General features: G+C 72.6%; 20 protein-coding genes and 1 riboswitch. Of the genes, 11 read left to right on the forward strand and 9 right to left on the reverse strand.

Features of this window, described 5'->3' with window-relative positions; translation table 11 throughout:
- The first annotated feature begins 66 nt into the window (after positions 1–66).
- Positions 67–756: a response regulator transcription factor gene (locus ACH442_RS19795; RefSeq protein ID WP_396339504.1), complete on the forward strand. Its 690-nt coding sequence runs from the start codon at positions 67–69 to the stop codon at positions 754–756.
- Here ACH442_RS19795 and ACH442_RS19800 read toward each other — a convergent pair.
- A complete protein-coding gene (locus tag ACH442_RS19800; RefSeq protein WP_396339505.1) occupies positions 738–2,192 on the reverse strand; it encodes a thymidylate kinase in 1,455 nt (484 codons plus the stop codon). The two genes, ACH442_RS19795 and ACH442_RS19800, sit on opposite strands and share 19 nt — an antisense overlap.
- A gap of 31 nt (positions 2,193–2,223) precedes the next feature.
- On the opposite strand from ACH442_RS19800, the gene ACH442_RS19805 reads away from it, so the two are divergent.
- Both ACH442_RS19805 and ACH442_RS19810 read left to right on the forward strand, forming a co-directional pair.
- On the forward strand, positions 2,224–3,531 hold the full coding sequence (locus ACH442_RS19805; RefSeq protein ID WP_396339506.1) for a lipopolysaccharide biosynthesis protein: 1,308 nt from the start codon (positions 2,224–2,226) through the stop codon (positions 3,529–3,531).
- Positions 3,528–5,759, forward strand: a complete 2,232-nt coding sequence (locus ACH442_RS19810) for an ATP-binding protein (RefSeq protein WP_396339507.1) — start codon at positions 3,528–3,530, stop codon at positions 5,757–5,759. The genes ACH442_RS19805 and ACH442_RS19810 overlap by 4 nt, the downstream gene beginning before the upstream one ends.
- A gap of 236 nt (positions 5,760–5,995) precedes the next feature.
- Here ACH442_RS19810 and ACH442_RS19815 read toward each other — a convergent pair whose 3' ends face one another.
- From ACH442_RS19815 to ACH442_RS19830, 4 genes are all read right to left on the reverse strand, one after another.
- The gene (locus ACH442_RS19815) at positions 5,996–6,547 is read right to left on the reverse strand and encodes a hypothetical protein (RefSeq protein ID WP_396339508.1); all 552 of its coding nucleotides are present in this window, start codon (positions 6,545–6,547) and stop codon (positions 5,996–5,998) included.
- A 76-nt stretch (positions 6,548–6,623) separates the two neighbouring features.
- Positions 6,624–6,776: a hypothetical protein gene (locus ACH442_RS19820; RefSeq protein WP_396339509.1), complete on the reverse strand. Its 153-nt coding sequence runs from the start codon at positions 6,774–6,776 to the stop codon at positions 6,624–6,626.
- A 34-nt stretch (positions 6,777–6,810) separates the two neighbouring features.
- On the reverse strand, positions 6,811–7,560 hold the full coding sequence (locus ACH442_RS19825; RefSeq protein WP_396339510.1) for an EAL domain-containing protein: 750 nt from the start codon (positions 7,558–7,560) through the stop codon (positions 6,811–6,813).
- A gap of 287 nt (positions 7,561–7,847) precedes the next feature.
- Positions 7,848–10,073 carry an Hsp70 family protein gene (locus ACH442_RS19830; protein ID WP_396339511.1) on the reverse strand — a complete coding sequence of 742 codons (2,226 nt, stop codon included), beginning with the start codon at positions 10,071–10,073 and terminating at the stop codon, positions 7,848–7,850.
- An 82-nt stretch (positions 10,074–10,155) separates the two neighbouring features.
- Between ACH442_RS19830 and ACH442_RS19835 the strand changes: the two genes are divergently transcribed.
- The 4 genes from ACH442_RS19835 to ACH442_RS19850 are packed head-to-tail and all read left to right on the forward strand — an operon-like array spanning position 10,156 to position 14,255.
- On the forward strand, positions 10,156–10,698 hold the full coding sequence (locus tag ACH442_RS19835) for a hypothetical protein (RefSeq protein WP_396339512.1): 543 nt from the start codon (positions 10,156–10,158) through the stop codon (positions 10,696–10,698).
- The gene (locus ACH442_RS19840) at positions 10,689–11,354 is read left to right on the forward strand and encodes a LuxR C-terminal-related transcriptional regulator (RefSeq protein ID WP_396339513.1); all 666 of its coding nucleotides are present in this window, start codon (positions 10,689–10,691) and stop codon (positions 11,352–11,354) included. Before ACH442_RS19835 ends, ACH442_RS19840 begins: the two co-directional genes overlap by 10 nt.
- Positions 11,344–12,498, forward strand: a complete 1,155-nt coding sequence (locus tag ACH442_RS19845; RefSeq protein WP_396339514.1) for a hypothetical protein — start codon at positions 11,344–11,346, stop codon at positions 12,496–12,498. Before ACH442_RS19840 ends, ACH442_RS19845 begins: the two co-directional genes overlap by 11 nt.
- On the forward strand, positions 12,495–14,255 hold the full coding sequence (locus tag ACH442_RS19850) for a sensor histidine kinase (protein WP_396339515.1): 1,761 nt from the start codon (positions 12,495–12,497) through the stop codon (positions 14,253–14,255). Before ACH442_RS19845 ends, ACH442_RS19850 begins: the two co-directional genes overlap by 4 nt.
- A gap of 189 nt (positions 14,256–14,444) precedes the next feature.
- Here the strand turns inward: ACH442_RS19850 and ACH442_RS19855 are convergent, their stop codons facing one another.
- The 3 genes from ACH442_RS19855 to ACH442_RS19865 all read right to left on the reverse strand — a co-directional run bounded on the left by ACH442_RS19855 (position 14,445) and on the right by ACH442_RS19865 (position 16,502).
- Positions 14,445–15,491, reverse strand: coding sequence for a hypothetical protein (locus tag ACH442_RS19855; protein WP_396339516.1), 1,047 nt, complete (start codon positions 15,489–15,491; stop codon positions 14,445–14,447).
- Positions 15,492–15,505: 14 nt separating this feature from the next.
- Entirely contained in the window at positions 15,506–15,880 is a 375-nt protein-coding gene (locus ACH442_RS19860) for a hypothetical protein (protein WP_396339518.1), read from the reverse strand.
- A 211-nt stretch (positions 15,881–16,091) separates the two neighbouring features.
- A complete protein-coding gene (locus tag ACH442_RS19865; protein WP_396339519.1) occupies positions 16,092–16,502 on the reverse strand; it encodes an MFS transporter in 411 nt (136 codons plus the stop codon).
- A 66-nt stretch (positions 16,503–16,568) separates the two neighbouring features.
- On the opposite strand from ACH442_RS19865, the gene ACH442_RS19870 reads away from it, so the two are divergent.
- The 3 genes from ACH442_RS19870 (at position 16,569) to ACH442_RS19880 (ending at position 19,628) form a co-directional block, all read left to right on the forward strand.
- The gene (locus ACH442_RS19870; protein WP_396339520.1) at positions 16,569–17,012 is read left to right on the forward strand and encodes a MarR family winged helix-turn-helix transcriptional regulator; all 444 of its coding nucleotides are present in this window, start codon (positions 16,569–16,571) and stop codon (positions 17,010–17,012) included.
- A 35-nt stretch (positions 17,013–17,047) separates the two neighbouring features.
- Positions 17,048–17,143, forward strand: a riboswitch (glycine riboswitch).
- A 121-nt stretch (positions 17,144–17,264) separates the two neighbouring features.
- On the forward strand, positions 17,265–18,311 hold the full coding sequence (gene gcvT, locus ACH442_RS19875; RefSeq protein WP_396339521.1) for a glycine cleavage system aminomethyltransferase GcvT: 1,047 nt from the start codon (positions 17,265–17,267) through the stop codon (positions 18,309–18,311).
- 12 nt (positions 18,312–18,323) lie between these two features.
- Positions 18,324–19,628, forward strand: coding sequence for an L-serine ammonia-lyase (locus tag ACH442_RS19880; protein WP_396339522.1), 1,305 nt, complete (start codon positions 18,324–18,326; stop codon positions 19,626–19,628).
- Here ACH442_RS19880 and ACH442_RS19885 read toward each other — a convergent pair.
- On the reverse strand, positions 19,615–19,824 hold the full coding sequence (locus ACH442_RS19885; RefSeq protein WP_396339523.1) for an alpha/beta hydrolase: 210 nt from the start codon (positions 19,822–19,824) through the stop codon (positions 19,615–19,617). The two genes, ACH442_RS19880 and ACH442_RS19885, sit on opposite strands and share 14 nt — an antisense overlap.
- Before the next feature lie 97 nt (positions 19,825–19,921).
- Here ACH442_RS19885 and ACH442_RS19890 point away from each other — a divergent pair, with 97 nt between their 5' ends.
- Entirely contained in the window at positions 19,922–21,130 is a 1,209-nt protein-coding gene (locus ACH442_RS19890; RefSeq protein ID WP_396339524.1) for a phosphatidylserine/phosphatidylglycerophosphate/cardiolipin synthase family protein, read from the forward strand.
- Positions 21,131–21,261 lie beyond the last annotated feature (131 nt).

Below are 21,261 nucleotides of genomic sequence, written 5' to 3' on the forward strand. Positions count from 1 at the left end.
GCCTTGGATTCCGGCCGGCGCGGCCGATCAGAGGTCAGTAACGATCCACCTGTCACCGGAGGTGCCGTGTCCAAGCCACGTGCGCTCGTCGTCGAGGACTCCCCGGAGTTCATGATGATCTGCCGCCACCTGCTGGAGAAGGAGGGTTTCGAGGTCATCGCCGCGGGTGACGGTCAGGAGGCGGTGGACCGCGCCCACAAGCAGCGTCCGGACCTCGCCATCCTCGACCTGGGCCTGCCGGACGTCGACGGCATCGAGGTGTGCCGCCAGATCCGCCAGTTCACCGACGCCTACATCATCATGGTCACCGGGCGCACCGACGAGGTGGACAAGGTGGTCGGGCTGTCGGTGGGCGCCGACGACTACGTCACCAAGCCGTTCTCGCCGCGCGAGCTCGCGGCCCGCATCCAGGCGATGCGCCGCCGGCCGCGCGCCACCGCCCAGGCCCGGCGCGAGGCCGTCCGCGAATACGGCGAGCTGCGTATCGACCTCGAGGTGCGGGAGGTGTCCCGGTCCGGCGAGGTGCTCGAGCTCACCAAGATCGAATTCGACCTGCTGGACCTGTTGTCCTCCGCGCCCCGTCGTACCTTCACCCGCCGCAAGCTGCTCGAGGACGTCTGGGGCGACAACTTCTTCGGCGACGACCACATCATCGACGTGCACGTCGGGAACCTGCGCCGCAAGCTCGGTGAGTCGGCGTCAGCGCCGCGGCACATCCGTACGCTGCGCGGCGTCGGCTACCGCTTCGAGCCCTGACCGGCGCTCACCCGGCGCCGCCGCCGGGGCGCGTGGGCCGCCTCGATCACCGCGGCGACCAGCTCCGCCAGCCCGGCGCCGGGCTCGCCGGAGGTGTCCACCACCAGCTCGGCGCAGCGGGCCGGCCGTTCGGCGAGCAGCCGGCGGAACTGCTCCTGCTGCGCCCGCTGCTCGTCCAGGCCGCGCTCCGGTTTGCGACGATGGATCATTTCAGCCGGCGCGTCCGGCAGCACCAGCAGGTCCGGCGCGGGCAGCACCAGCTCCGCCAGCCGGGCCGCCGCCGAGCCCGGCCATGGGGAGTCCCGCAGGTCGTAGACCCAGCGGTCGGCGATCAGGATCTGCCGCCGGGCAAGTGCCGGCGCGACCGTGCGCAGGTAGCGCCAGCCGTACTCCCCGGCGTAGAACCAGGCCGCCATCCGCCGCAATCGGGCGTGGTCGAGCGGTCCGGCCGTCGTACGGGAGGCCTCCGTCCCCGGCGCGGCTGCCCTTCGCGGAGCGCCCTGATTCCGCGACGCGGCCCCGGTCTGCGCAGCCGTGGACCCGACACCGAGCAGACGCCGGGCGAGTGCCACCCCGGGCAGGTTGCCGCGGGCCATCCCGAAATATGCCGCGGCCGTGTCGAACCCGCTGTCCCGCAGCTGGTCGTGCAGCGCGCCGGCGACCGTCGACTTGCCCGACCCGTCGGTGCCGACCAGGGCGACCACCACTCCGCGCGTCCGCAGGCCCAGCGGCCCGGCGGCCCGGCCGGCCGGCCACACGCTGTGCCGCTGCGCCCAGGTCGCGCCGATCGTTCCCGGCGTGAGACTGCCGGCGGCCAGGCGCAGCCGGGCCCGGCGCGGCAGCGCTGGATCGGGCCGGGCACCCCGCAGCGCTGCGATCAGATCCGCCATCACCCGGGCTCCGAGCTGCCGGGTCAGCCGTCCGGCCAGCGCCGACCGGTGCGCCGCGTCCGCGTCGGCCCAGGCCCGCCGAGCCTCGGCGAGCCGGTCGGCTTCCGGGATCCGGCCCCGCAGCACCGGCCGGACCAGCAGGTCGGCGACGGCGGCCGCGCCGGTCAGCCGGCGGCTGACCGGATCGTGGGTGACCTCGGCCGCCGGGACCAGCAGGATCGGCCCGACTCGCAGGTCACCGTGGGTCACGTCGATGATCGCCGGGCCGTTGCCGGTCAGCACCGCGAGGCTGGTGTGCCGCAGTCGGCGAGGGTCCGACGGCGCGGCGATCACAGCGCACGGGTACCTGGTCGTCAATGTGGCCAAGGGCTCGTCTCCGGCGCACCAGACGTCGAGATCGCTCGGCCCGGCACCGGCCTGCCAGCGCTCGGGCGCGCCGGCCGCGCCCTGCCACGCCCACGGCAGGCCGGCCTCGGTGAGGACTGCGGTCAGGGTGCCCAGCACGTCCGCCCGGCTCGGCAACTGCGTCAGCAATTTATCGGTCATTTGTCACGATTATCCCGGCCGGCGGGAGAACATGAGCGACTTTCGGCAGCAACGCCGCCGTCCCGCCGATAGGTACGCTGTGCAGTTGGATCTCGCCCAGGGCCGTGGCGTCCTGCTCCGCGCCGCCGGCCCGATCGCGCTCGCGGTGGCCGTACAGAGCGCCGGCAACCTCGCCTTTCATGCCCTGGTCGGCCGGCTCCTCGACCCGGCCGCGTACGGGGCGCTGGGCGCCGTGCTGGCCGCCATGGTGATGCTCGGCATCCCGCTCGGCGCGCTGCAGACCGCCGCCTCGGCGCACGCGGCCGCGCACGGCGCCGGCCGGGCCACCACGCTGCGCTGCCTGCGAGCGGTCGCGCTGTGGACACTGCCCGCCGGGCTGGTCACGCTGGCCGGCGCGCCGTTGCTGAAGAGCTACTTCCACCTGGCCGGGCTGGGCGAGGCCGTGCCGCTCGCACCGTACCTCGTGGTGGCGGCACTGCTGGCCACCGCGCGCGGGCTGCTGCTCGGCGACCAGAAGGTGTCCACGGTCGCCGGTTCCTACCTGGCGGCGACCGTCGTACGGCTGGGTCTGGGGGTTGCCCTGACCGTGCCCTTCGGCGTGGCCGGTGCCCTCGTCGCCACCCTGATGGGTGAGGTCGCGGCCCTGGCGACGGCGGCCCGCCGGCTCACCGGTCGCCCGGATCCCGGGCCCGGCGCCCGGCTGCGGCCGCGGGCCGTGGGTGGCGCGGCCGTCGCGGTGACCGGTCTGTTCCTGTTCTCCACGGCCGACCTGCTGCTGGCCCGGCATCACCTGGCCGGGACCGCCTCCGGCGCCTACGTCGCCGCGGCGACCGTGGCCAAGACGGTGCTCGCCCTGCCTGCCGCGGTCATGTCGGCGGTGTTCCCGCGCCTGACCGCGGCGCGTGACCGGCCCGGCCGGGCCCGCACGCTGCGCACCGCGGTCGCCGCGGTCAGCGGGCCGGCCCTGCTCGGTGCGGTGGTCGTGGCGGCCGTGCCCGGCCTGGTCCTCACCCTGCTCTACGGCGACGAGTACGCCGGCGCCACGACCCTGGTCCGAACCCTCGCCCTGGTTGCCGGCGTCACCTCGGTGGTGACCGTGCTGACCAACGCGGCGCTGGCCCGCCACTCCCGCGCCACCTGGCTGCCGTGGGCGGGAGCCGCCCTGGAGGTCGGCCTCATCCAGCTCTGGCACGGCTCGCCGCTCGTGATCGCCGCCTGCTCGGCCGCGGCGCTGCTACCCACCCTGATCGTCGTCGCGGCGACCGAGATCCGGGCCTGGACGCGCCGGGTGCCCGCACCGCTCGACGGCAGCCACCTCGCCGAAGGGGTCCCCGCATGAGTTTCGCCGCTCGCACGCTGGTCGAAGCGGTCGCCGGTCCGGCCGCGATCGCCGACGAACACGGCCGGGTCCTGGTCGCCAACTCGCGCTGGCCCGGCCCCGCCGAAGGCGAGCCGCTGGCCGCCGGCGACCCGGGCTGCCCCGCCCACGGCCGGCTGCCCGAGCTGGTCCGAGCGGCACGACCCGGGACGACCACCGCGCCGGCCTGCCACTGCGGCCCCGACTCCGGCACCGCGGTCCGGGTCACCGGCCTGGAGAGCACGTGCGGCGCGCACCGGCGGCTGATCACCGTGGAGACCGCGGCGGCCGTCGACGGGCGGCAGCAGTTCCTGGCGCTGCTCGGTCACGAGGTACGCACCCCGGTCACCACCGTGGTCGCCGCCATCGACCTGTTACGTGCGCAGAGCCTGCCGTCCGACGTCCGGGAAACGGTCGACACCGTGCACCGGGCGGTACGCAACCTCCGGGACCTCACCGACGATCTGCTGGACCTGGCCCGGCTGGAAACCGGGTCGCTGGTGCCGCGGGTCGCGCCGACGGCGGTGCGCGACGTCCTGGACAGCGTGCTCGAACCGCTGCAGCAGCAGGCGCGTGACCGAGGGTTGCTGTTGCTGGCCTCGCCCGCGCCCGAGCTGCCGGCGATCGTCGAGGCCGACGCTGACCGGCTCCGCCAGATCCTCGCGGCCGTGGTCGGCAACGCGGTCCGCTTCACCGAACGGGGCGAGGTGGTGGTGACCGCCGAGCCCGACGGCGCCGACCGCTGTCGCCTCGAGGTCACCGACACCGGGCCGGGCATCGCGGCCGTCGACCAGGAACGCATCTTCGAACCGTTCGTGCAGGCCGGCTTCTCGGCGGCGCGCCGCCACGAGGGAGCCGGGCTGGGCCTGCCGCTCGCCCGGCGGCTCGCCGCCTGCCTCGGCGGGACGCTGACCGTCAGCTCCGAGCCCGGGCGCGGTTCCCGCTTCACGATCACGCTGCCGTTGCGGGCGCTGCCGGGCCCGGCCCCGTCGGCGCTGCCGCTGGCCGGGCGCCGGATCGGGATCGGCGCGCCGACCGCCCGGTCCTGGCAGGCGCTGTCCTGGCTGGTCACGGTCGGCGGAGCGGAAGCCGTCCGGCTCGACCTCGACGACCTGACCACGCGCCGGCCCGGCGTCGACACCGTGCTGTGGTGCGACGACGCCCACGACCCGGCCGCTGTGGACCGGGCCGACGCGATCCTGACCGCGCTCGGCTCCGCCGGGCGAGCGCTGATGCTGAGCAGCACCGACCCGCGTACCGGCGTGGTCCGCCGGCCCGGCCTGCTGAGCGCGCCGGTGACCCTTGACCGGCTCGTCGCCGCGCTCGACCAGCAGCGCACCGGCGTGCGCGGAGCGCCGGTGACCCTGCCGCCACTGCCCGCCGGCCGGGTCCTGCTCGCCGAGGACAACGAGGTCAACCGCACCGTGCTGGCCCGCATGATCCGCGTGCTCGGTGTCGACTGCGACACCGTCGCGGACGGAGCCGCCGCGGTCCGCGAACTGCTCGGTGACAACCGCTATCAGGTGGCCCTGATGGACATGCAGATGCCTGGGACGGACGGCCTGGAGGCGACCCGCCGGGTGCGCTCGGCCGGCTGCGTCGTGCCGATTGTCGCACTGACCGCGACGGCGCTGCCCGAGGACCACGCCCGATGCCTGGCCGCGGGCATGGACGGCTACCTCACCAAGCCGATCACCCTGGTCGAGCTACGGAGGGCGCTGTCCCCTTACCTGGCCCCCACGGAGGCGGCCGCACCCGCCACTGCGTCCCCGCCGGTCACCATGGACACGCCGGCCACTGCCGGTGCACCGGACATGCCCGCGCCGGTGACGCCCGACGCACCGGCCTCGGAGCCCGATCGCGAGGTTCTCTCCTGGGCCCAGTTGCGCGACCTGGAGGTCCAGCTGGAAGGTCGGGAACTGGTGGCCATGACCATCAGCACGTTCCTGAACGAGCTCGACGGCCGCAAGCAAGCCATGGCCGGCGCTCTCGCCGAATCCCGCCACGACCGGCTCGGCGCGGTCGCGCACACCTTGAAGTCGTCCAGCGCGCTGCTCGGAGCCCAGCCCCTGGCCGACGCCTGCGCCCGAGTCGAACGCCTGGCCGCCGCGGCCGTGGACATCGCCGTACTGGCCGCCGCGGTGAGTGAGGTGGACCGCGCCGCCGGGGCTGCCGCGATCGCCATGACCGGCTACCTCGACGAGAGCTGACCGCGCCCGGCCTCTCCCGCCTGCGGCTTGTTCCCGGTGCGGGTCGTGACTTCCCGTGGCGACATGGCCACCCCGCGGTGCGCCCGGCTTCGGTCCCGCCCCACCCTGTCAGCCGGCACTCAAGGTCGGAGACCCGGTCCGGAACCGGCCCGCTGAAGCCGTCGTGCGAGATCCCCGGCCGGCACCCACCGGCGAGCCGGGCTCCGGCGTGGTCATCGGGCGTTCATCAAGAGGAATCAGGCGCGATGGCGGGCCAGGTGGCGATAACGGCGTAGTTGCCACGCGGCCGCCCTGGCACAGCGACGGCGGAACCAGAGAACGGCACTGCCCAGACCGGTCATCGCGGCGGTCCACGGCACGAGCTGGGCGACGCCGATCCCGGCTGCTTCCGGCGGGACCACGCCGACCAGAGTGCGTAGCTCGCCGGCCGGCGTGTGACCGCTGACCAGCACGACGGTGCCGCCGGCGACGGCGGTGGCCGTGGCGGCGGTCGCGGCGGTGAGCACCATGTCGATGGCTCCGGACGGGTCGGCGGTGACGTTGCGTTCGGCCTCCCCGCCGACCCGTACCCCGACCGGCGAGCCGCTACGGAAGCCGACCGCGTAGACGGCCACGCCCCGCTGCTCGGAGCCGGGGTTCCAGGCGACGGTGAGAGCGTTCGCGGTGCCGCCGTAACCGGGGCCGTCGGCGAGGGCGGCCACCGGGGTCAGGCCGGCCCCGAGCAGCGCGCCGGCCAAGAGCAGGCCGGCCCTGCGGGCCGAGGTGAGGCGGGCACCAGAAGCGCTCATCCCACCATCGTGACAAACCCGAGTTGCCGAGTGATCGGCTGAATCGTCGCAGTTCAGGCGCCACCTGGCCACGTGGTCACCGGGATCGGTGGGTGGCCGTGGGGCGACGGCCGCCGCTGCCGTCGCGGGCCGGCGTGCCGTTGAGGATTTCGAACAGCGGCTCCCATGCCTCGACGACGGAGGCGGCGGACCGGGCCGGTTCGACGGCGCCGCTGGTCGAGTTCGTCATGCGAGAAGAGCGGGTGGCGATGTTCAAGATGACCTCATCTCATGGTCAGGGAGTGAGCGGTTCGCGGGAGCGGAGCCGGGCGGCCGAGCAGATACCCCTGGCCGAACTGCACTCCCAGCATCAGGAGCTTCTCGTGCTCGGCGGCGGTCTCGATGCCCTCGGCGACCAGCACGGCGCCGATGTCGGTGGCGAAGCCGGCGAGGCAGCGGGCCAACGCCATCCGCACCGGATCGGTGTCGATGCCGCTGGTCAGCGTGATGTCCAGTTTGATGATGTCGGGGCGCAGTTGCAGGATGTGGCTGAGACTGGCGAACCCGGCGCCGGCGTCGTCCACCGCGATCAGGATGCCGGCGGCGCGGAACCGCTCGGTCACCGCCACCAGGCGCGGGTAGTCGTGCACCTGGGTGTGCTCAGTGAGCTCGACCGCGAGCCGGCGGTGCGCGTTCGCCAGCAGCGTCTCCTGGACCTGAGGGTCGAGGATCGCCTCCACCGACAGATTCGTGCTCAGGTAGGCGTCCCCGGGTATCCCGTCCAGCGACGCCAGCGCCCGTTGCATGGCGAGCAGCTCCAGCTCGACGCCGAGACCGGCCGCGTTGGCAGCCGCGAAAGCCTGGTCCGGGCTGGCGAAGTGGTGCTCCCGAAAACGCGCCAGCGCCTCGAAGGCGACGATCTCGCCGTCCTTCAGCCGGACCACCGGCTGGAAGGAAGGCTGGATGGCTCCCGAGCGCAGCACCGAGTGCAACGTGTCGATCGTGGCCTGCCCCGGCGTCATCATCTCTGGCATGGGACAAATACTGAGCCGCCCACCTCAAGACCTCCTCAAGCTGCCGTCAGATTCCCGGAAGGCCGGGACAACGGCCGCCCCGGGCAAGCCGTCGGCGAGCGGGAGCCGCGCCCGAGGAGAACCACGGCCCGGAGCAAGGCCAACGGCGGCGATCACAACCCGATTTCCGGTACGCCGTGAGCCGCCCCCTCCGGCTCAGGGATCGAGCCGCCGTTTCGGCACAGCCGGTACGCGACCGCGGCCGTCCTCACCACCGCCACCGCCATGACCGCCACGATGATCCACGGTCAGCGGGTCAGGTTGAGGACGGTGAGCGTCTTGTCGCGGCTGTTGGTGACGTAGGCGCGGGTGCCGTCCGGCAGTACGGCGATCGACGTCGGGGCGTTCCCGGTCGGCAGGGTCGCGGTGACCTGCCGCGTGTCGGCGCGCACCACGGAGACGTTGTCGCTGCCGCTGTTGACCACGTAGGCGTAGCGCCCGTCCGCCGACCAACGGACGTTGAGCGGATGGTCACCGACCTTGACGGTCCGGTCCACGCGGTCCGCGGCGGTGTCGATCAGGCTGACCGTGTCGTCGTCCCAGTTGACGTTGATCAGCAGGGGGCGGTGCGGGTTCTGTTCGACGGCGTGCGGGGAGCGGCCGACGCCGATGTTCGTGAGGACCTGCCGGGTGGCGGTGTCGACGACGCTGATCTTGTCGGATTCGTGGTCGGCGACGTACGCGCGGGTGCCGTCGACCGAGAATGACACGTAGTGCGGCTCGGGCGGGACGGTGATCTCCGTGACCTGGGTGAGCCGCTCGGCGTCGATGACGGTGACCGTGTGACCGTCGTGGTTGGGCACGTACAGCCATTTGCCGTCGGGCGTGACCGCGGCGAGGAAGGGTCTCGTGCGTACGGGAAAAGTCTTGGTGATGGTGTTGTCGTCGGTGTCGAGCACACTGACCGCGTGCACCTGGCCGTCCCGCTGGTCCCACAGGCTCACGTAGGCGTATCGGCCGTCGGGGGAGAACGACACGAAACGGGCCGGGCCGGGCGTCGGGATCTCGCTGGTCACGGTGCCGGTAGCGACGTCGAGCACGGAGACCGTCTGCTCTCCGGAGGCGATGTAGAGCCGGCGCCCGTCCGGTGTGGCGGCGACGAAGTCAGGCGGGTGGGCGAGTGTGATCGGACGGCCGAGCGAGGGCACCGCCACCGCGGCGGGACCGGCGGCGAGGGCGGTGGTGACCACGGTGGCGGCGGGGGTGACGGCCACGGGCGCCGCCCGGAGTTTGCCGGTCTCGCGTTCGACCAGGTAGAGCGGTGTTCCGGCGAGCAGCGCGACAGCGGCGAGGACGGCCAGGACCACGGGAAGCCGCCGGCGCCGCGGAGGTGGCAGGACGACCGGCGCGGCGGCGGGAACGGGTGCGGGCGCCGGCTCGGGGGCAAACCGCGGCGATGGTACGGACGTGGCGGGCCGCAGCCCGGCGACGATGGCCGCGCCCAGTGCCACGGCATACTTCGGATGCGCGTCGGTCACCGTCGGCCGCCCGGTCTCGGCCGCGACCATGCGCTCCACCAGCGGAATCCGGGACGACCCGCCGACCAGCAGCACCCCGGAGAGTTGCCCGACGTCCAGCCGCGCGGTGTGCACCGCCCGGACCAGCGTGCCGATCGTGGACTCGACCGACGCCCGGATGAGCCCCTCGAACTCGGCCCGGGTGAGGCGGGCGAAGAAGTGCCGGTGCGGCAACAGCACCGGGATGGTCGTCTCCACGTCGGCCGACAGCGCCTCCTTGGCCTGCACGCACTCCTGCCGCAGCCGGGCCATCGCCGCCGCGGCCGGGGGCGCCGAGAGATCCAGATCGGCCAGTGCGCCGTCGTGCCGGTAGTCGATCCACTGCAGGATCGCCTCGTCGAAGTCGATACCGCCGAGCCGTTCCATCCCGTCCGGGTCGCCCGCGACCTCGACCGCGCCGCCGCGTTTGCGCAGCACCGTGGCGTCGAACGTGCCCCCGCCGAGGTCGTAGACGGCGAGAGTGTCACCCTCGCCGAGCAGGCGGGACGCGCCGTAGAACGCGGCCGCCGCCTCCGGCTCGGTCAGCGTCACGTGATCGTGCAGGCCGGCCAGCCGCGGGACCTCTTCGAAAAGCTCCCGACGGTACGGCCCCCAGGTCGCCGGATACGTCAGCGCCACCCGGTCCGGCGGCCCGCCCTCGACCCGCGCGACGGTGTCCAGCACGTCCCGCAACTGGGCCGCCATCAGCGCGGTGACCGCGTGCGGCACCCCGCCGAGCACCACCGGGGTCGGGTCACCGAGCCGTCGTTTGAACGCGCGCTCCACCCTGTCCGGCCGGCTCAGCGCGCGGCGCTCGGCGGCGTCCCCGAACGCCAGCCGGGACTCCTCGGTGAAGTAGACGACCGCGGGACTGACCACGGTCTGGCTGCCCAGCGTGCACATCTCGGTGCGGCCGTCGCGCGCGATCGCGGCGGCCACGAAAGTGGTGCCCAGATCGACGCCGAGGTTGTAGCCCACGCGCCCAGTTTCGGGCATTTTGCCGGGATCTTCCAGCGGGGGTACCCGTACGAGGTCGGCCGAATGTCCGACAATGGGCGACATGACGCCGGACGAGCACTGGAACCGGCGCCTCGATCTGGAGCGACGGCTGCACGACGGGCCGGCGCTGCGGATCGCGGCCGTCACGCTGCACCTGGGCCTGCTGGCCGAGAAGGCGCACGATCTGCGACCCGACATCGAGGACCTGCAGCGTCAGCTGCACGTCGTCCAGCAGGAGCTGCGGCTGATCGCCGACCGGATCTACCCGCCGCTGCTGCGCGAGCAGGGCCTGGGCGCGGCCCTGCGGGAGCTGACCGCCGGCGCCCCGGTCCGGGTCGACGCGACCGCTGAGCGGTTCGGCCCCGCCGTGGAGGGGGTCGCCTTCTACACGGTCTGCGAGGTCCTCGGGGGTGGACGCGACGACACCCGAACGGTGGACATCACCGTCCGCCGGGATGACGCCGGTCTGGTTCTCGACCTCGCCAACGTCGATACTGGCCAGGTCGTGACCGTGCGTGACCGCATCGAGTGGCTGGGCGGTGCTGTCGAGATCGTCGGAGGTGCCGCGTTGCCCACGATCAAGGTGCGGATCCCGTGCGGGTAGCGCTGGCCGAGGACGGTGCGCTGTTCCGGGACGGCCTGATGATGCTGCTGGCGGCGGCCGGGCACGAGGTCGTCGGCTGCACCGCCGACGGGGACTCGCTGGTGAAACTGCTCGCCACCGAGCCGGCCGACGTCGCGATCCTCGACATCCGGATGCCGCCCGAGCCCGACGGCGGCCTGCCCACCGGCGAACGGCTCCGGGCCGCCCATCCCCGGCTCGGCCTGCTGTTCCTCTCCCACTACGCCGAGACGCACTACCTGATGCGGGTGCTGCGGATCGGCACCGAGGCGATCGGGTACCGGCTGAAGGAGAAGGTCGGCAGCGTCGACGTCCTGAGCGACACGCTGACCCGGATCCGCGACGGCGAGATCGTCATCGAGCCGGTGCTGGCCCAGCGCCTGGTCGAACGGCCCAGCAGCCGGCGCCGCGACGTGGTGGCCGGGCTGTCCGCCCGGGAACGGCAGGTGTTGCGGCTGATGGCCGAGGGCCGGTCCAACACCGGCATCGCCGCGCAGCTGGTGGTGATGCCCAAAGCCGTCGAGAAGCACATCGCCAACATCTTCGCCAAGCTCGGGCTGCCGGCCGACGCGGCCGAACACCACCGCCGGGTCCTCGCCGTGCTGACCTATCTGAGGTCCCAGCCGGATGTCGCCTAGGGCGATCCTGCTGACCGGGCTGCCGTTCCTGGTCTGCGCGGTGTTCGCGGCGTTGCTGCCCACGATCCGCCGCGCCGCCGCCGTGCTGCGGGAACGGGTCACCGGGCGGCGGCGGGTCACCCCGTACACCGCGCTGGCCGACGCGACCCGGCACCTGCGGTCGGCGACGATCGAGGAGGCGCTGCCCGACCTCGAACGGATCCTCGCCGACGGGACCGGCGCCCGCCGGGCCACGGTCTGGCTGGCCGCCGGGTCACGGCTGCGGACCGGCACGGACAGCGTGGAGAACCTGGCCGTGCTGCTCGCGCGGCCCGGCACCGGGCACGTCGTGCCGGTGCTCGACGGCATCGAGGTGCGAGCCGTGCTGTCGATCGAGAAGCCCGGGCTGCCGATCACTCCCGGTGACCGTCATCTGATGCGCGACGTCGCCGGTGGGGCGGCGCTGCTGCTGCGGACGGTCGCACTCAACGCCGAACTGGCCGACCGCGTCCGCCGGGCCGAGCACCTCGCGCGGGAACTGGTCGCCTCCCGCCGACGGCTCGCCCAGGCCCGCGAGGTGGAACGGCGCCGGCTGCTGACCGAACTGGCCCGGGCCACCTCGGGGCGGCTGACCGCGCTGCGCGAGCACGTGACCGCGGCCCGCGCCGACCCGCGGGGGTCGCAGCTGGCGCGGGCCCGCACCGAGGTCGACGAGCTGCTCGACCGGTTCCGGACGATCGCGCGCGGTGTCTACCCCGCGGTGCTGCGGGGCCAGGGCCCCGACGCGGCCCTGGACGAACTGGCCGCCGACCTGCGCCGCGGCGTGCACTTCACCAGCCGGCTCGGCGGCCGGGTCGCCTGGGAGATCGAATCGGCCGTCTACCAGATCGTCGCGGCGACGCTGGGCGTCCTCGCGACCGAGCCCGGCGCGACCATTCAGGTCAGCCTGACCAGCGGGGACGGCCGGATCCGGGCGCTGGTCGAAGACCCCGGACCGCCGGTCACCGCTGATCAGATCCGGACGGCGCTGGCTCACGACGCCGAACGGCTGGCGGCGCTCGGCGGCGACCTCGAATGCGACGACCTGGAATCCGAGGACGGGGAGCCGATGCTGCGCCTGCTCGCCCGGCTGCCCGATCGACTCGACGCCGAGCCGTCCCCGTGACCGTCGTGTTCCGCCTGCTCACCGTCGTTCCGGTGGCGATCCTCGGCGGCGGCCTCTTCCTGCTGCTGCACACCATGATCGCGGCACCCTTCGCGGCGGTTGCCGTGGCGATCCTCGTGAACCCCGCGTCGGTACGGGCTGAGCGTTACGCCGAGCGACTCCTGCACGGGCGGCGGCCGTCGCCGTACACCGTCCTGGCCGGTCTGGGCACGCTGACCGGCACCGACCTGGCGCAGGTGCCGGAGACGCTCGGGCGGGCGCTGGGTGCACGGCTGTGCCGGTTGACCGTCCACCGGCCGGGACTGCCCGATCGTACGTACGCGTGGCCCGGCCCGGCCTCGGCCGACGCCGTGCTCACCCTGCCGATCGTGCGCGGCGGCGAGCAGCTCGGGTCGATCACCGTGGACCGGGCCAGCGCCGCCGACGCCACCGACGGTCACCGGCGCCGGCTCGTCCAGGACGTCGCCGACGGGCTGGCCGCCGTGCTCGCCGCCCACCGGCTGGGCATCGACCTCGAACGGCAACTCCGGGCGGTACGCGCCCACGCCGCCGGCATCGCCGGATCACGGCGACGGCTGGTGGCCGAGATGGACGCCGAACGCCGCCGCATCGAACGGGACCTGCACGACGGCGCCCAGCATCACCTGGTCTCGCTCCGGCTCGCGCTCGGACTGGCCGAACACCAGGCCGGCATCGGACGCCTCGACGACGCGGTCACCGCCCTCGACCGGATCGCCGCCCGCATCGACGACGCCGAGGCGATCCTGGCCCGTACGGTCAGCGGCATGACCTCGCCGGTGCTGGCCCAGCGGGGACTCGTCGCGGCGCTGCGGGCGGAACTGGGCGCGGGCGTACCCGTCGAAGTCACCGGAATGGACGACGGCCGCCGGTTCCCCGCGGAGCCGGAGTCGGCGGTGTGGTTCTGCTGCCTGGAAGCGGTCGGCAACGCCCGCAAACACGCCCCGGGCGCCTCGATCCGCGTGACCCTGGCCTGCACCGGGGCGCGGCTGACCTTCGGGATCCACGACGACGGGCCGGGCTGGGACACCACCGCCGGCACCGGATCTCCGGGCCGGGGCATGCGCAACGTGATGGCCCGGGTGACCGCCGCCGGTGGGCTCGTCACGGTCCGGTCCGCGCCCGGGGAGGGCACCCGGGTCGACGGCTGGGTCGCGCTGGGTGACGCGCCGCCGGACGACTCCCCGCTGGCCGGAGCCGTTCGGGCGGCCGTTCAGCAGGCCGCGAGCCTCTACGGCGACGCCGAGCCGGTGGAACGCCTCCGCCGGATCCGGGCCGGTCTCGACCAGCCGGGGACGCGGCGGGACGCCGTCCTGGCCGCGTGGTCGGCGCTCGGGGCGCTCGACGAGCTGGTCCGTGACGATCCGCCCGGCTCGGGAGCGCAGCACCTGCGGCATCGGCTGGACCGGATCCGGGCCGAGAGCCGGGAGTACGCCGAGGTGACCGCGATCGACGAGCTGCGCTCGGACCCCGGTGACCTGAGCCCTGCCGACGTGGCCACGGCCGCGCGGCTGCTGGGCGACGCCGGCCCGGACCCGGTCCACCGGCTCGGGCTGGAACCGGATGCCGGGCCGGCGCAGATCGCCGACGCCGTCAGCCGGGCGCTGACCGTCTGGCGTGCGCGAGCCTCCCACCCGGGCACCGCCCGCAGCGTCCGCCGGGTCGCTGCGACCGTGGTCCGCTCGTGCGAACACCTGCTGCTCACGACGGACCGCCGTGACGCCGGCCCGCTCGGCTGATCAGACTCGGACTCGCGCCGTCGCTGTGATGCCGGCCCGCCAGGCTGATCAAACTCGGACTCGCGCCGCCGGTGTGATGCCGGCCCGCTCGACTGGTCACTCGCGGACTCGCGCGGGGCGCCGTGACGGTGGTCCGCTCGGGTGAGCACGTCCGGGCTCGCAATGGGTCGTGGGGGACGGCGGCCGCTTTCACCACGCCGGCGCCCGGAGCCGGGATGCCCGGAGCAGCAAGTCCTGGATCGACGCCAGATCCGCGTCGACGGCGCTGACCGCGCGGCCCGCCAGGTGCGCCTGCGCCGCCCGCTTGGCTGCGCCGGCAGCCGCGGTCAGCCGCGCCGTCTGCTCGTTGACCGCCGCGTCGACCGCGGCGTGCACCCGCTGTTCGATGGCGCGCAGGCCGTCACGGAGCTGTTTGGTCAGGGCCAGCCGCAACGCGTCGGCGGTCGAGCTCAGCCGGTGGAGGGCCTCGGCTCGTTCCCGGTCGGCCTGCCGCCAGCGGTCACCGGCGAGCGCGGCGCCACCCAGGCCGACGGCGAGGATGATCGCCGCCGTGACGAGCAGCCAGTCCGGTGCCCGATCCCGGAGCATCACGAAGGAGATGGCAATGCCGCTGTAGGCGGGCATCAGCACCCCGGTCAGCCGCGTCGCCATCGGCTGCCGGCCGGTCGGGGCCGGCCACGGCGGGGCGACCACCGCCGGTGCCCCGAAGACCAGCGTCACCGGCGGGATCGGAGCGATCACGGCGAGCCGGGTGGTGATCGTCTCCGCGGTCCGGCGCAGTGCGCGATCACTCTCGGCCACCTCGGCGGCGAGCCGGTACTGCAACCACCGGTCGAGGTCGGCGCGGGGGACACGGGACTCGATCATCGCGGTGCCCTCGTCGACGAGGCATCGCACGCGGCGCTGCAGGGCGTACCCCACATCGGAATCGGCCGTGCCCACCGCCTCGCCGAGGGTGCGAGCCCAGCGTGCGCTCTGCTCGCGGAACCGGCGGAGCCGGGTCTCGGCGTGCCGCGCCTCGGCGGCGAGGCGGGCACCGCGGCCCGGATCGCACAGCCCGGCACGCCGGTTACGTAGGTCGATCTCCAGCGACTGCAGGGACCGGATGACCTGGCCGGCGGTGACCGGACCGGCCGACAGGCGGGCGACGAGGTCGGGCCGTGCGTTGGCCTCGGCGCCCAGCCGGACGAGCCGGACCAGTTCCCGCAGTTCATCGTGGTCGACGGTGACGGTCATCGGGGTCTCTCCGCTCAGGCGTGGAACGCGGACGAGTCGACGTGGTGCTCGGAGTGGTAGTAGTGGAACTCCTGGGTCTGGTAGTGCTCCCCGTAGCCGGAGCAGCCTTCCGGCTGGAAGTCGTTGCCCTGGTATCCGCCGTGCCCGAGGTGGTTCCGCATCGAGTCGTCCTGGGCCGCACCGTCCTGGGCCGCACCGTCCTGGGCCGCACCGTCCTGGTGCGAGCTGTCCTGGTGCGAGCTTTCCGGCTGCGAGTTGTCCGGCTGGAAGTCGTCGTGCTGCGGGAAGCCGTCGTAGCCGGAGTAGCCGCTGCTCTGCGAACCGTAGGCGAAGGTCTGGCTGTCGTCGTACGAGTAGTTGCTCTGCCACATGGTCTCTGTCCTGTCCATTCGGTGTGTGCCTTGCTGATAGGACAAATTCTGCTGGTCAGAGCGTTTCCGCAGAATCGTGCAGACCCCCGGATCGCGGTTTCGGTTCTCCGGGGGTAAACCCCCTTGCGCAATGCGCGCTGCGGGCTCGACCACGGCGGGCGTCGCGTATGCCGGGCCGGGCGCGAGTCGCGTGGCGGCCTCGAGTGCGGCGGGCGTTGCGGGCGCGGAATCAGGGGCGGGGGCTCACGGCGTACGGGAAATCGGGATCAGTGGGTTTTGAGCTCTTCCCCGAAGTCGATGGCGTCGGGGGCGCCACCGAACTCGTCGGCCACCTCACCGGCGACGTCGGCGTGGCCGGCTTAGGGGTCGGCTCGACCAGCGTGACCGTGGCCGGCAGGGCGATCGCCATCAGGACCGCCACGCCGAAGAACGGGCCGCGCCAGCTGATGTTGCCGAGGAAGCCGCCGAGCAGCGGGCCGGCCGCGATGCCGAGGCCGAGCGTGGCGTCCGGTTCGGCGGAGAGCGCCGGCAGGATCGGGTCGACCGGGCCGATGCCCATGAAGCTGACGACGCAGGCGAAGGCGACCGCGAAGACCGCCCTCGGTGGTTTGAGGAGTGACTGACCGGGAGCCGCGCTCACCGGACGGCCTCCCGTACGAAAGGATCTGAACTTCTTCGACACTATGTCCATAATGAGGTTATTCAAATGGTGACCGGCGAGAGTCGTGGATCACAGTTGTTGCCGGTGCTCGGTCGACTGGTGCGCTTCCTGCGCCAGCTCGAAGGGCCCGACAACCCGAGCTCGGTGGCGCTCTCGGTGCTGCGCCGGCTCGCCGACGACGGGCCGGCCCGGGTCACCGAACTGGCCCGGGTCACCCGGGCCTCCCAGCCCGGCATGACCCAGCTCGTCGGCCGGATGGAGAAGACTGCCCTGGTCCGGCGGGTGCCTGACCCCACCGACGGTCGCGGCGTGCTCGTCGAGGTGACCGACGAGGGGCGGGCGGTGGTGATCAGGACCCTCGCCCACTACGCGACCACGCTCGACCGGCTCTTCGACCACCTGGAACCGGCCGACCGTGACGCGATCGTGCAGGCCCTGCCCGCCCTGGAACGCCTGGCCCAGGCGGGTGAGACGGAGCGCACCGGCTGATAGGGTCCGACCCGACAAGTGAAGACTTCGCCGCAACGACCGCTGCGGGAGAGCCCTCGCGACCTGGCGAGGGCGCCGAAGGAGCAACTTCTCCCTCAGAATCTCTCAGGCCCCAGTACCGCAGCGGTTCGGCGACTCTGGAAAGACAGCGCTCCCATGGCGCTGCGCCCACGGTGCAAACCGCCCAACGGCGGTGAACCTCTCAGGCAGAGATGACAGAGCGAGGGAGGCCCCGACCACAGGAGCCTCCCGTTGCGACGCACCGCGCTTTTCGACGTCCACCAGCGCCTCGGCGCCACCTTCACCGGCTTCGCCGGCTGGGAGATGCCGCTGCGGTACGGCAGTGATGTGGGGGAGCACCATGCCGTACGGCAATCGGCGGGTCTTTTCGACCTCGGGCACATGGGGCAGATCGCGGTCGGTGGGCCCGACGCCGCCGCGTTCCTGGACTACGCGCTGGTCGGCCGGCTCTCCGCGGTCAAGCCGGGGCGGGCGAAGTACACGATGCTGTGCCACACGACCGGCGGAGTGCTGGACGACCTGGTCGTCTACCGGCTCACCGACCAGGAGTTCCTGGTGGTCGCGAACGCCGCGAACGCGCCGGTCGTGCGCGCGATGCTGGGCGAGCACTCCGGTGGCTTCGCGGTCACGGTCGAGGTGGTGGACCGGGCGCTGATCGCCGTGCAGGGACCGGACGCCGTGAAGATCGTCGGCGAGCACCCGGATCTCAAGTACTACGCGATCAAGCCCGCCGAGGTGGCCGGCCGGGACGTGCTGCTGGCCCGCACCGGGTACACCGGCGAGGACGGCTTCGAGATCTACTGCGGCAACCAGGACGCGCCGGCGATCTGGGCGTTCCTGCAGGACAAGGGCGCCCAACCGGCCGGGCTGGCGTGCCGCGACACGCTGCGGCTCGAGGCGGGGATGCCGCTCTACGGCCACGAGCTGAGCATTCACACCACCCCGTTCGACGCCGGGCTCGGGCGGATCGTGGCGCTGGACAAGGGGGACTTCGTCGGTGGCGAGGCGCTGCGGGCCTGCACGCCGACGCGGGAACTGGTCGGACTCCGGGCGACCGGGCGTCGATCGCCGCGAGCCGGGTATGTGGTGGTCGACGCGGACACCGGGGAAACGCTCGGCGAGGTGACCAGCGGTGCGCCGTCGCCGACGCTGGGTCACCCGATCGCTCTCGCCTATGTCACGAAAAATCTCGACTCACGCCATCTGGCGGTCGATGTTCGGGGCAAGCGTGAAGCCGTCGAGATCGTCCCGCTCCCGTTCTACCAGCGCCCCCGGTAAGGATCAGTGATCATGGCCGTCTCCGTCTTCGACCTCTTCTCGATCGGCATCGGGCCGTCCAGCTCCCACACGGTCGGCCCGATGCGTGCCGCTCGGATGTTCGCCCGGCACCTCGACCCGCGGGTCGCCGGCATCCGCGCCGAACTGTTCGGCTCGCTGGGCGCCACCGGACACGGGCACGGCACGCCGCGCGCCGTGCTGCTCGGCCTGATGGGGGAGGAGCCGGAGACGGTCGACACGACCCTGGAACCGGGGCCGATCATGCTCGACGGCCGGGAGATCGCCGTCGACCTGGTGCTGCACCGCCGCCGCTCGCTGCCCGAACACCCCAACGGGATGACCTTCACCGCGCTCGGCGCCGACGGCGCCGAGCTGCTCGCCAAGACCTACTTCTCGGTCGGCGGCGGCTTCGTCGTGGACCAGGTCGGATCTTCCCGCGTACGGGCGGACGACACCCGGCTTCCACATCCGTTCAGCTCCGGTGCGGAACTGCTGGAGCTGACCCGCACGACCGGGCTCTCGATCTCGCGGCTGATGCTGGCCAACGAGACCGCGTGGCGATCAGTACCGGACATCCGGGCCGGGCTGCTCGGCATCTGGCAGGTCATGCAGGAGTGCGTGAACGCGGGGTTGGACGCCGAAGGGGTCCTCCCGGGCGGCCTCAAGGTGCGCCGTCGAGCGGCCGCCACCGCCCGGCAACTGCGCGCCGCCGGGGACCCGGCCGTGCACGCGATGGAGTGGCTCACCGCGTACGCGATGGCCGTCAACGAGCAGAACGCGGCCGGAGGTCGCGTCGTGACCGCGCCCACCAACGGCGCCGCGGGCATCATCCCGGCCGTGCTCAGCTACTGCAAGGCGTTCGTGCCCGGCTTCGACGACGACGGCGTGGTCCGGTTCCTCCTCGCCGCCGGCGCGATCGGGCTGCTGTTCAAGGAGAACGCGTCGATCTCCGGGGCCGAGGTCGGCTGCCAGGGCGAAGTCGGCTCGGCCTGCGCGATGGCGGCGGCCGGGCTCGCCGAAGTCCTCGGCGGCACCCCCGAGCAGGTGGAGAACGCGGCCGAGATCGGGATGGAACACAACCTCGGGCTGACCTGCGACCCGGTCGGCGGTCTCGTCCAGATCCCGTGCATCGAACGCAACGGGATGGCGGCGGTGAAGGCGGTCACGGCGGCGAAGCTGGCCCTGCGCGGCGACGGGAAACACCACGTCTCCCTCGACAAGGTCATCAAGACGATGAAGGAGACCGGCGCCGACATGAAGATCAAGTACAAGGAGACGTCCCGCGGCGGCCTCGCCGTCAACGTCATCGAGTGCTGAGGCGGCGCCGGCCCCGGCGACGATCGGCCGGGGACGGGTCGATGCCCAGCTCAGCGGCGTGCGACGCGGTCCACACGAGCCCGGCGTAGCAGTCCTCGACCGGCGCCGGGTGCGGGTGCTCGGGCGCGAGCCGGTACTCGCCGGCGGGCCCGCCGCAGCGGGTGGCGCCGGCCGGGCCGGGCCGCGGCATGAACATGGATGCACATCGAATTGACGCATGTGCAGGTATGGGTAACACTCCCCGCTGTAGTGGATCATTGAACGGGGAGGAACTTTTGCGTAAACGTAACTTGTTGAGAGCGGGACTGGCCCTGGTGCTGAGCGGGTTGGCCCTCGTCCTCCCGGCGCCGACGCCGGCCGCGGCCGCGAGCTCGGTGCAGGCGACGATCGGCGGCTACCCGGTCTGGGCGCACTTCAACAACCCGCACGCCGCCGCGAACGGCGCGGACAACACCATCCACCTGGAGCTGCAGCGGCTGATCAACGCCGCGCCGAAGGGGTCCACCATCCAGGGCACCCTCCACTCGCTGAGCATCGACTCGGTGGCGCAGGCCCTGGTGAACGCGGAGAAGCGCGAAGTCATCGTGAAGGTCGTGATCGACGGCAAGAACGAGGCGTCCACCGACTCCGGCGTCGCCCTGCTCAAGACGCTGAAGAACCACAAGTTCTGCTCGTACCCGTCGACCGGCGGCCGGGCCTGCATCAGCACCAGCGGCGACGGTGACATGCACACCAAGATGTTCACCTTCACGTCCACGACCGACCCGAACGGTGTCGCGCGGTCCAACGTCTCCTGGTTCGGTTCGGCGAACATGACGTACACGACCGGCCCGAACTCGTTCAACAACACCATCACGGTCTACGGCGACACCGCGCTGATGAACGGCCTGAACGCCAACTTCACCGACATGTGGAACGGCAAGCACGTCGCCGGCAACAACTACTACGACTCCGCCTCGGGTCGTGGGTACTACCAGGCCACCGCCGCGGACGCGTACGCCTCGCCGGAGGCCGCGGGTGAGACCGACACCATCGTCACCCGGCTCAACGACGCCACCCCGGACGCGAACTGCCGGCTGCGGATCGGCATGGCCTTCGTCACCGGCGGCCGTCCCGGCATCACCAGCCTGGTCAAGAAGTTCAAGTCGGAGGGCTGCCAGATCTGGGTCGTCGTCGGCACCAAGGACGACGGCGGCATCGACATGACCGAGAGCGTCTACGACGACCTGATCGGCGCCGGGATCAAGATCCACCGGATGGACATGGTGCACGACAAGTTCTTCGCGCTGTACGCGAAGTTCGGCGACACCTACCACTACCGGATCTACACCGGTTCGCAGAACTGGAGCGCGGACGCACTGACCGACAACGACGAGCTCTTCGTGAAGATGGCGCCGGAGTCGGGCACCACCCACCCGCTCTACGACGCGTACTTCACCCACTTCAACGACGCCTACAACAACGGCGTCGCCTGCACCGCCTCGAACTACCCCTGCAAGTAGGGGCCGAGGTTCGAAACCAGGGCCGCGTCCGGCAACGGGCGCGGCCCTTCTCGTTCGGGCCGGACACTGCGCTCACCCGCGGTACCGCAGGAAGAGGGCCACGGCGCCACATCGGCGATCTCGGACGGGAC

The sequence above is a fragment of the Actinoplanes sp. NPDC020271 genome, assembly GCF_044388125.1.
Lineage (GTDB): Bacteria > Actinomycetota > Actinomycetes > Mycobacteriales > Micromonosporaceae > Actinoplanes.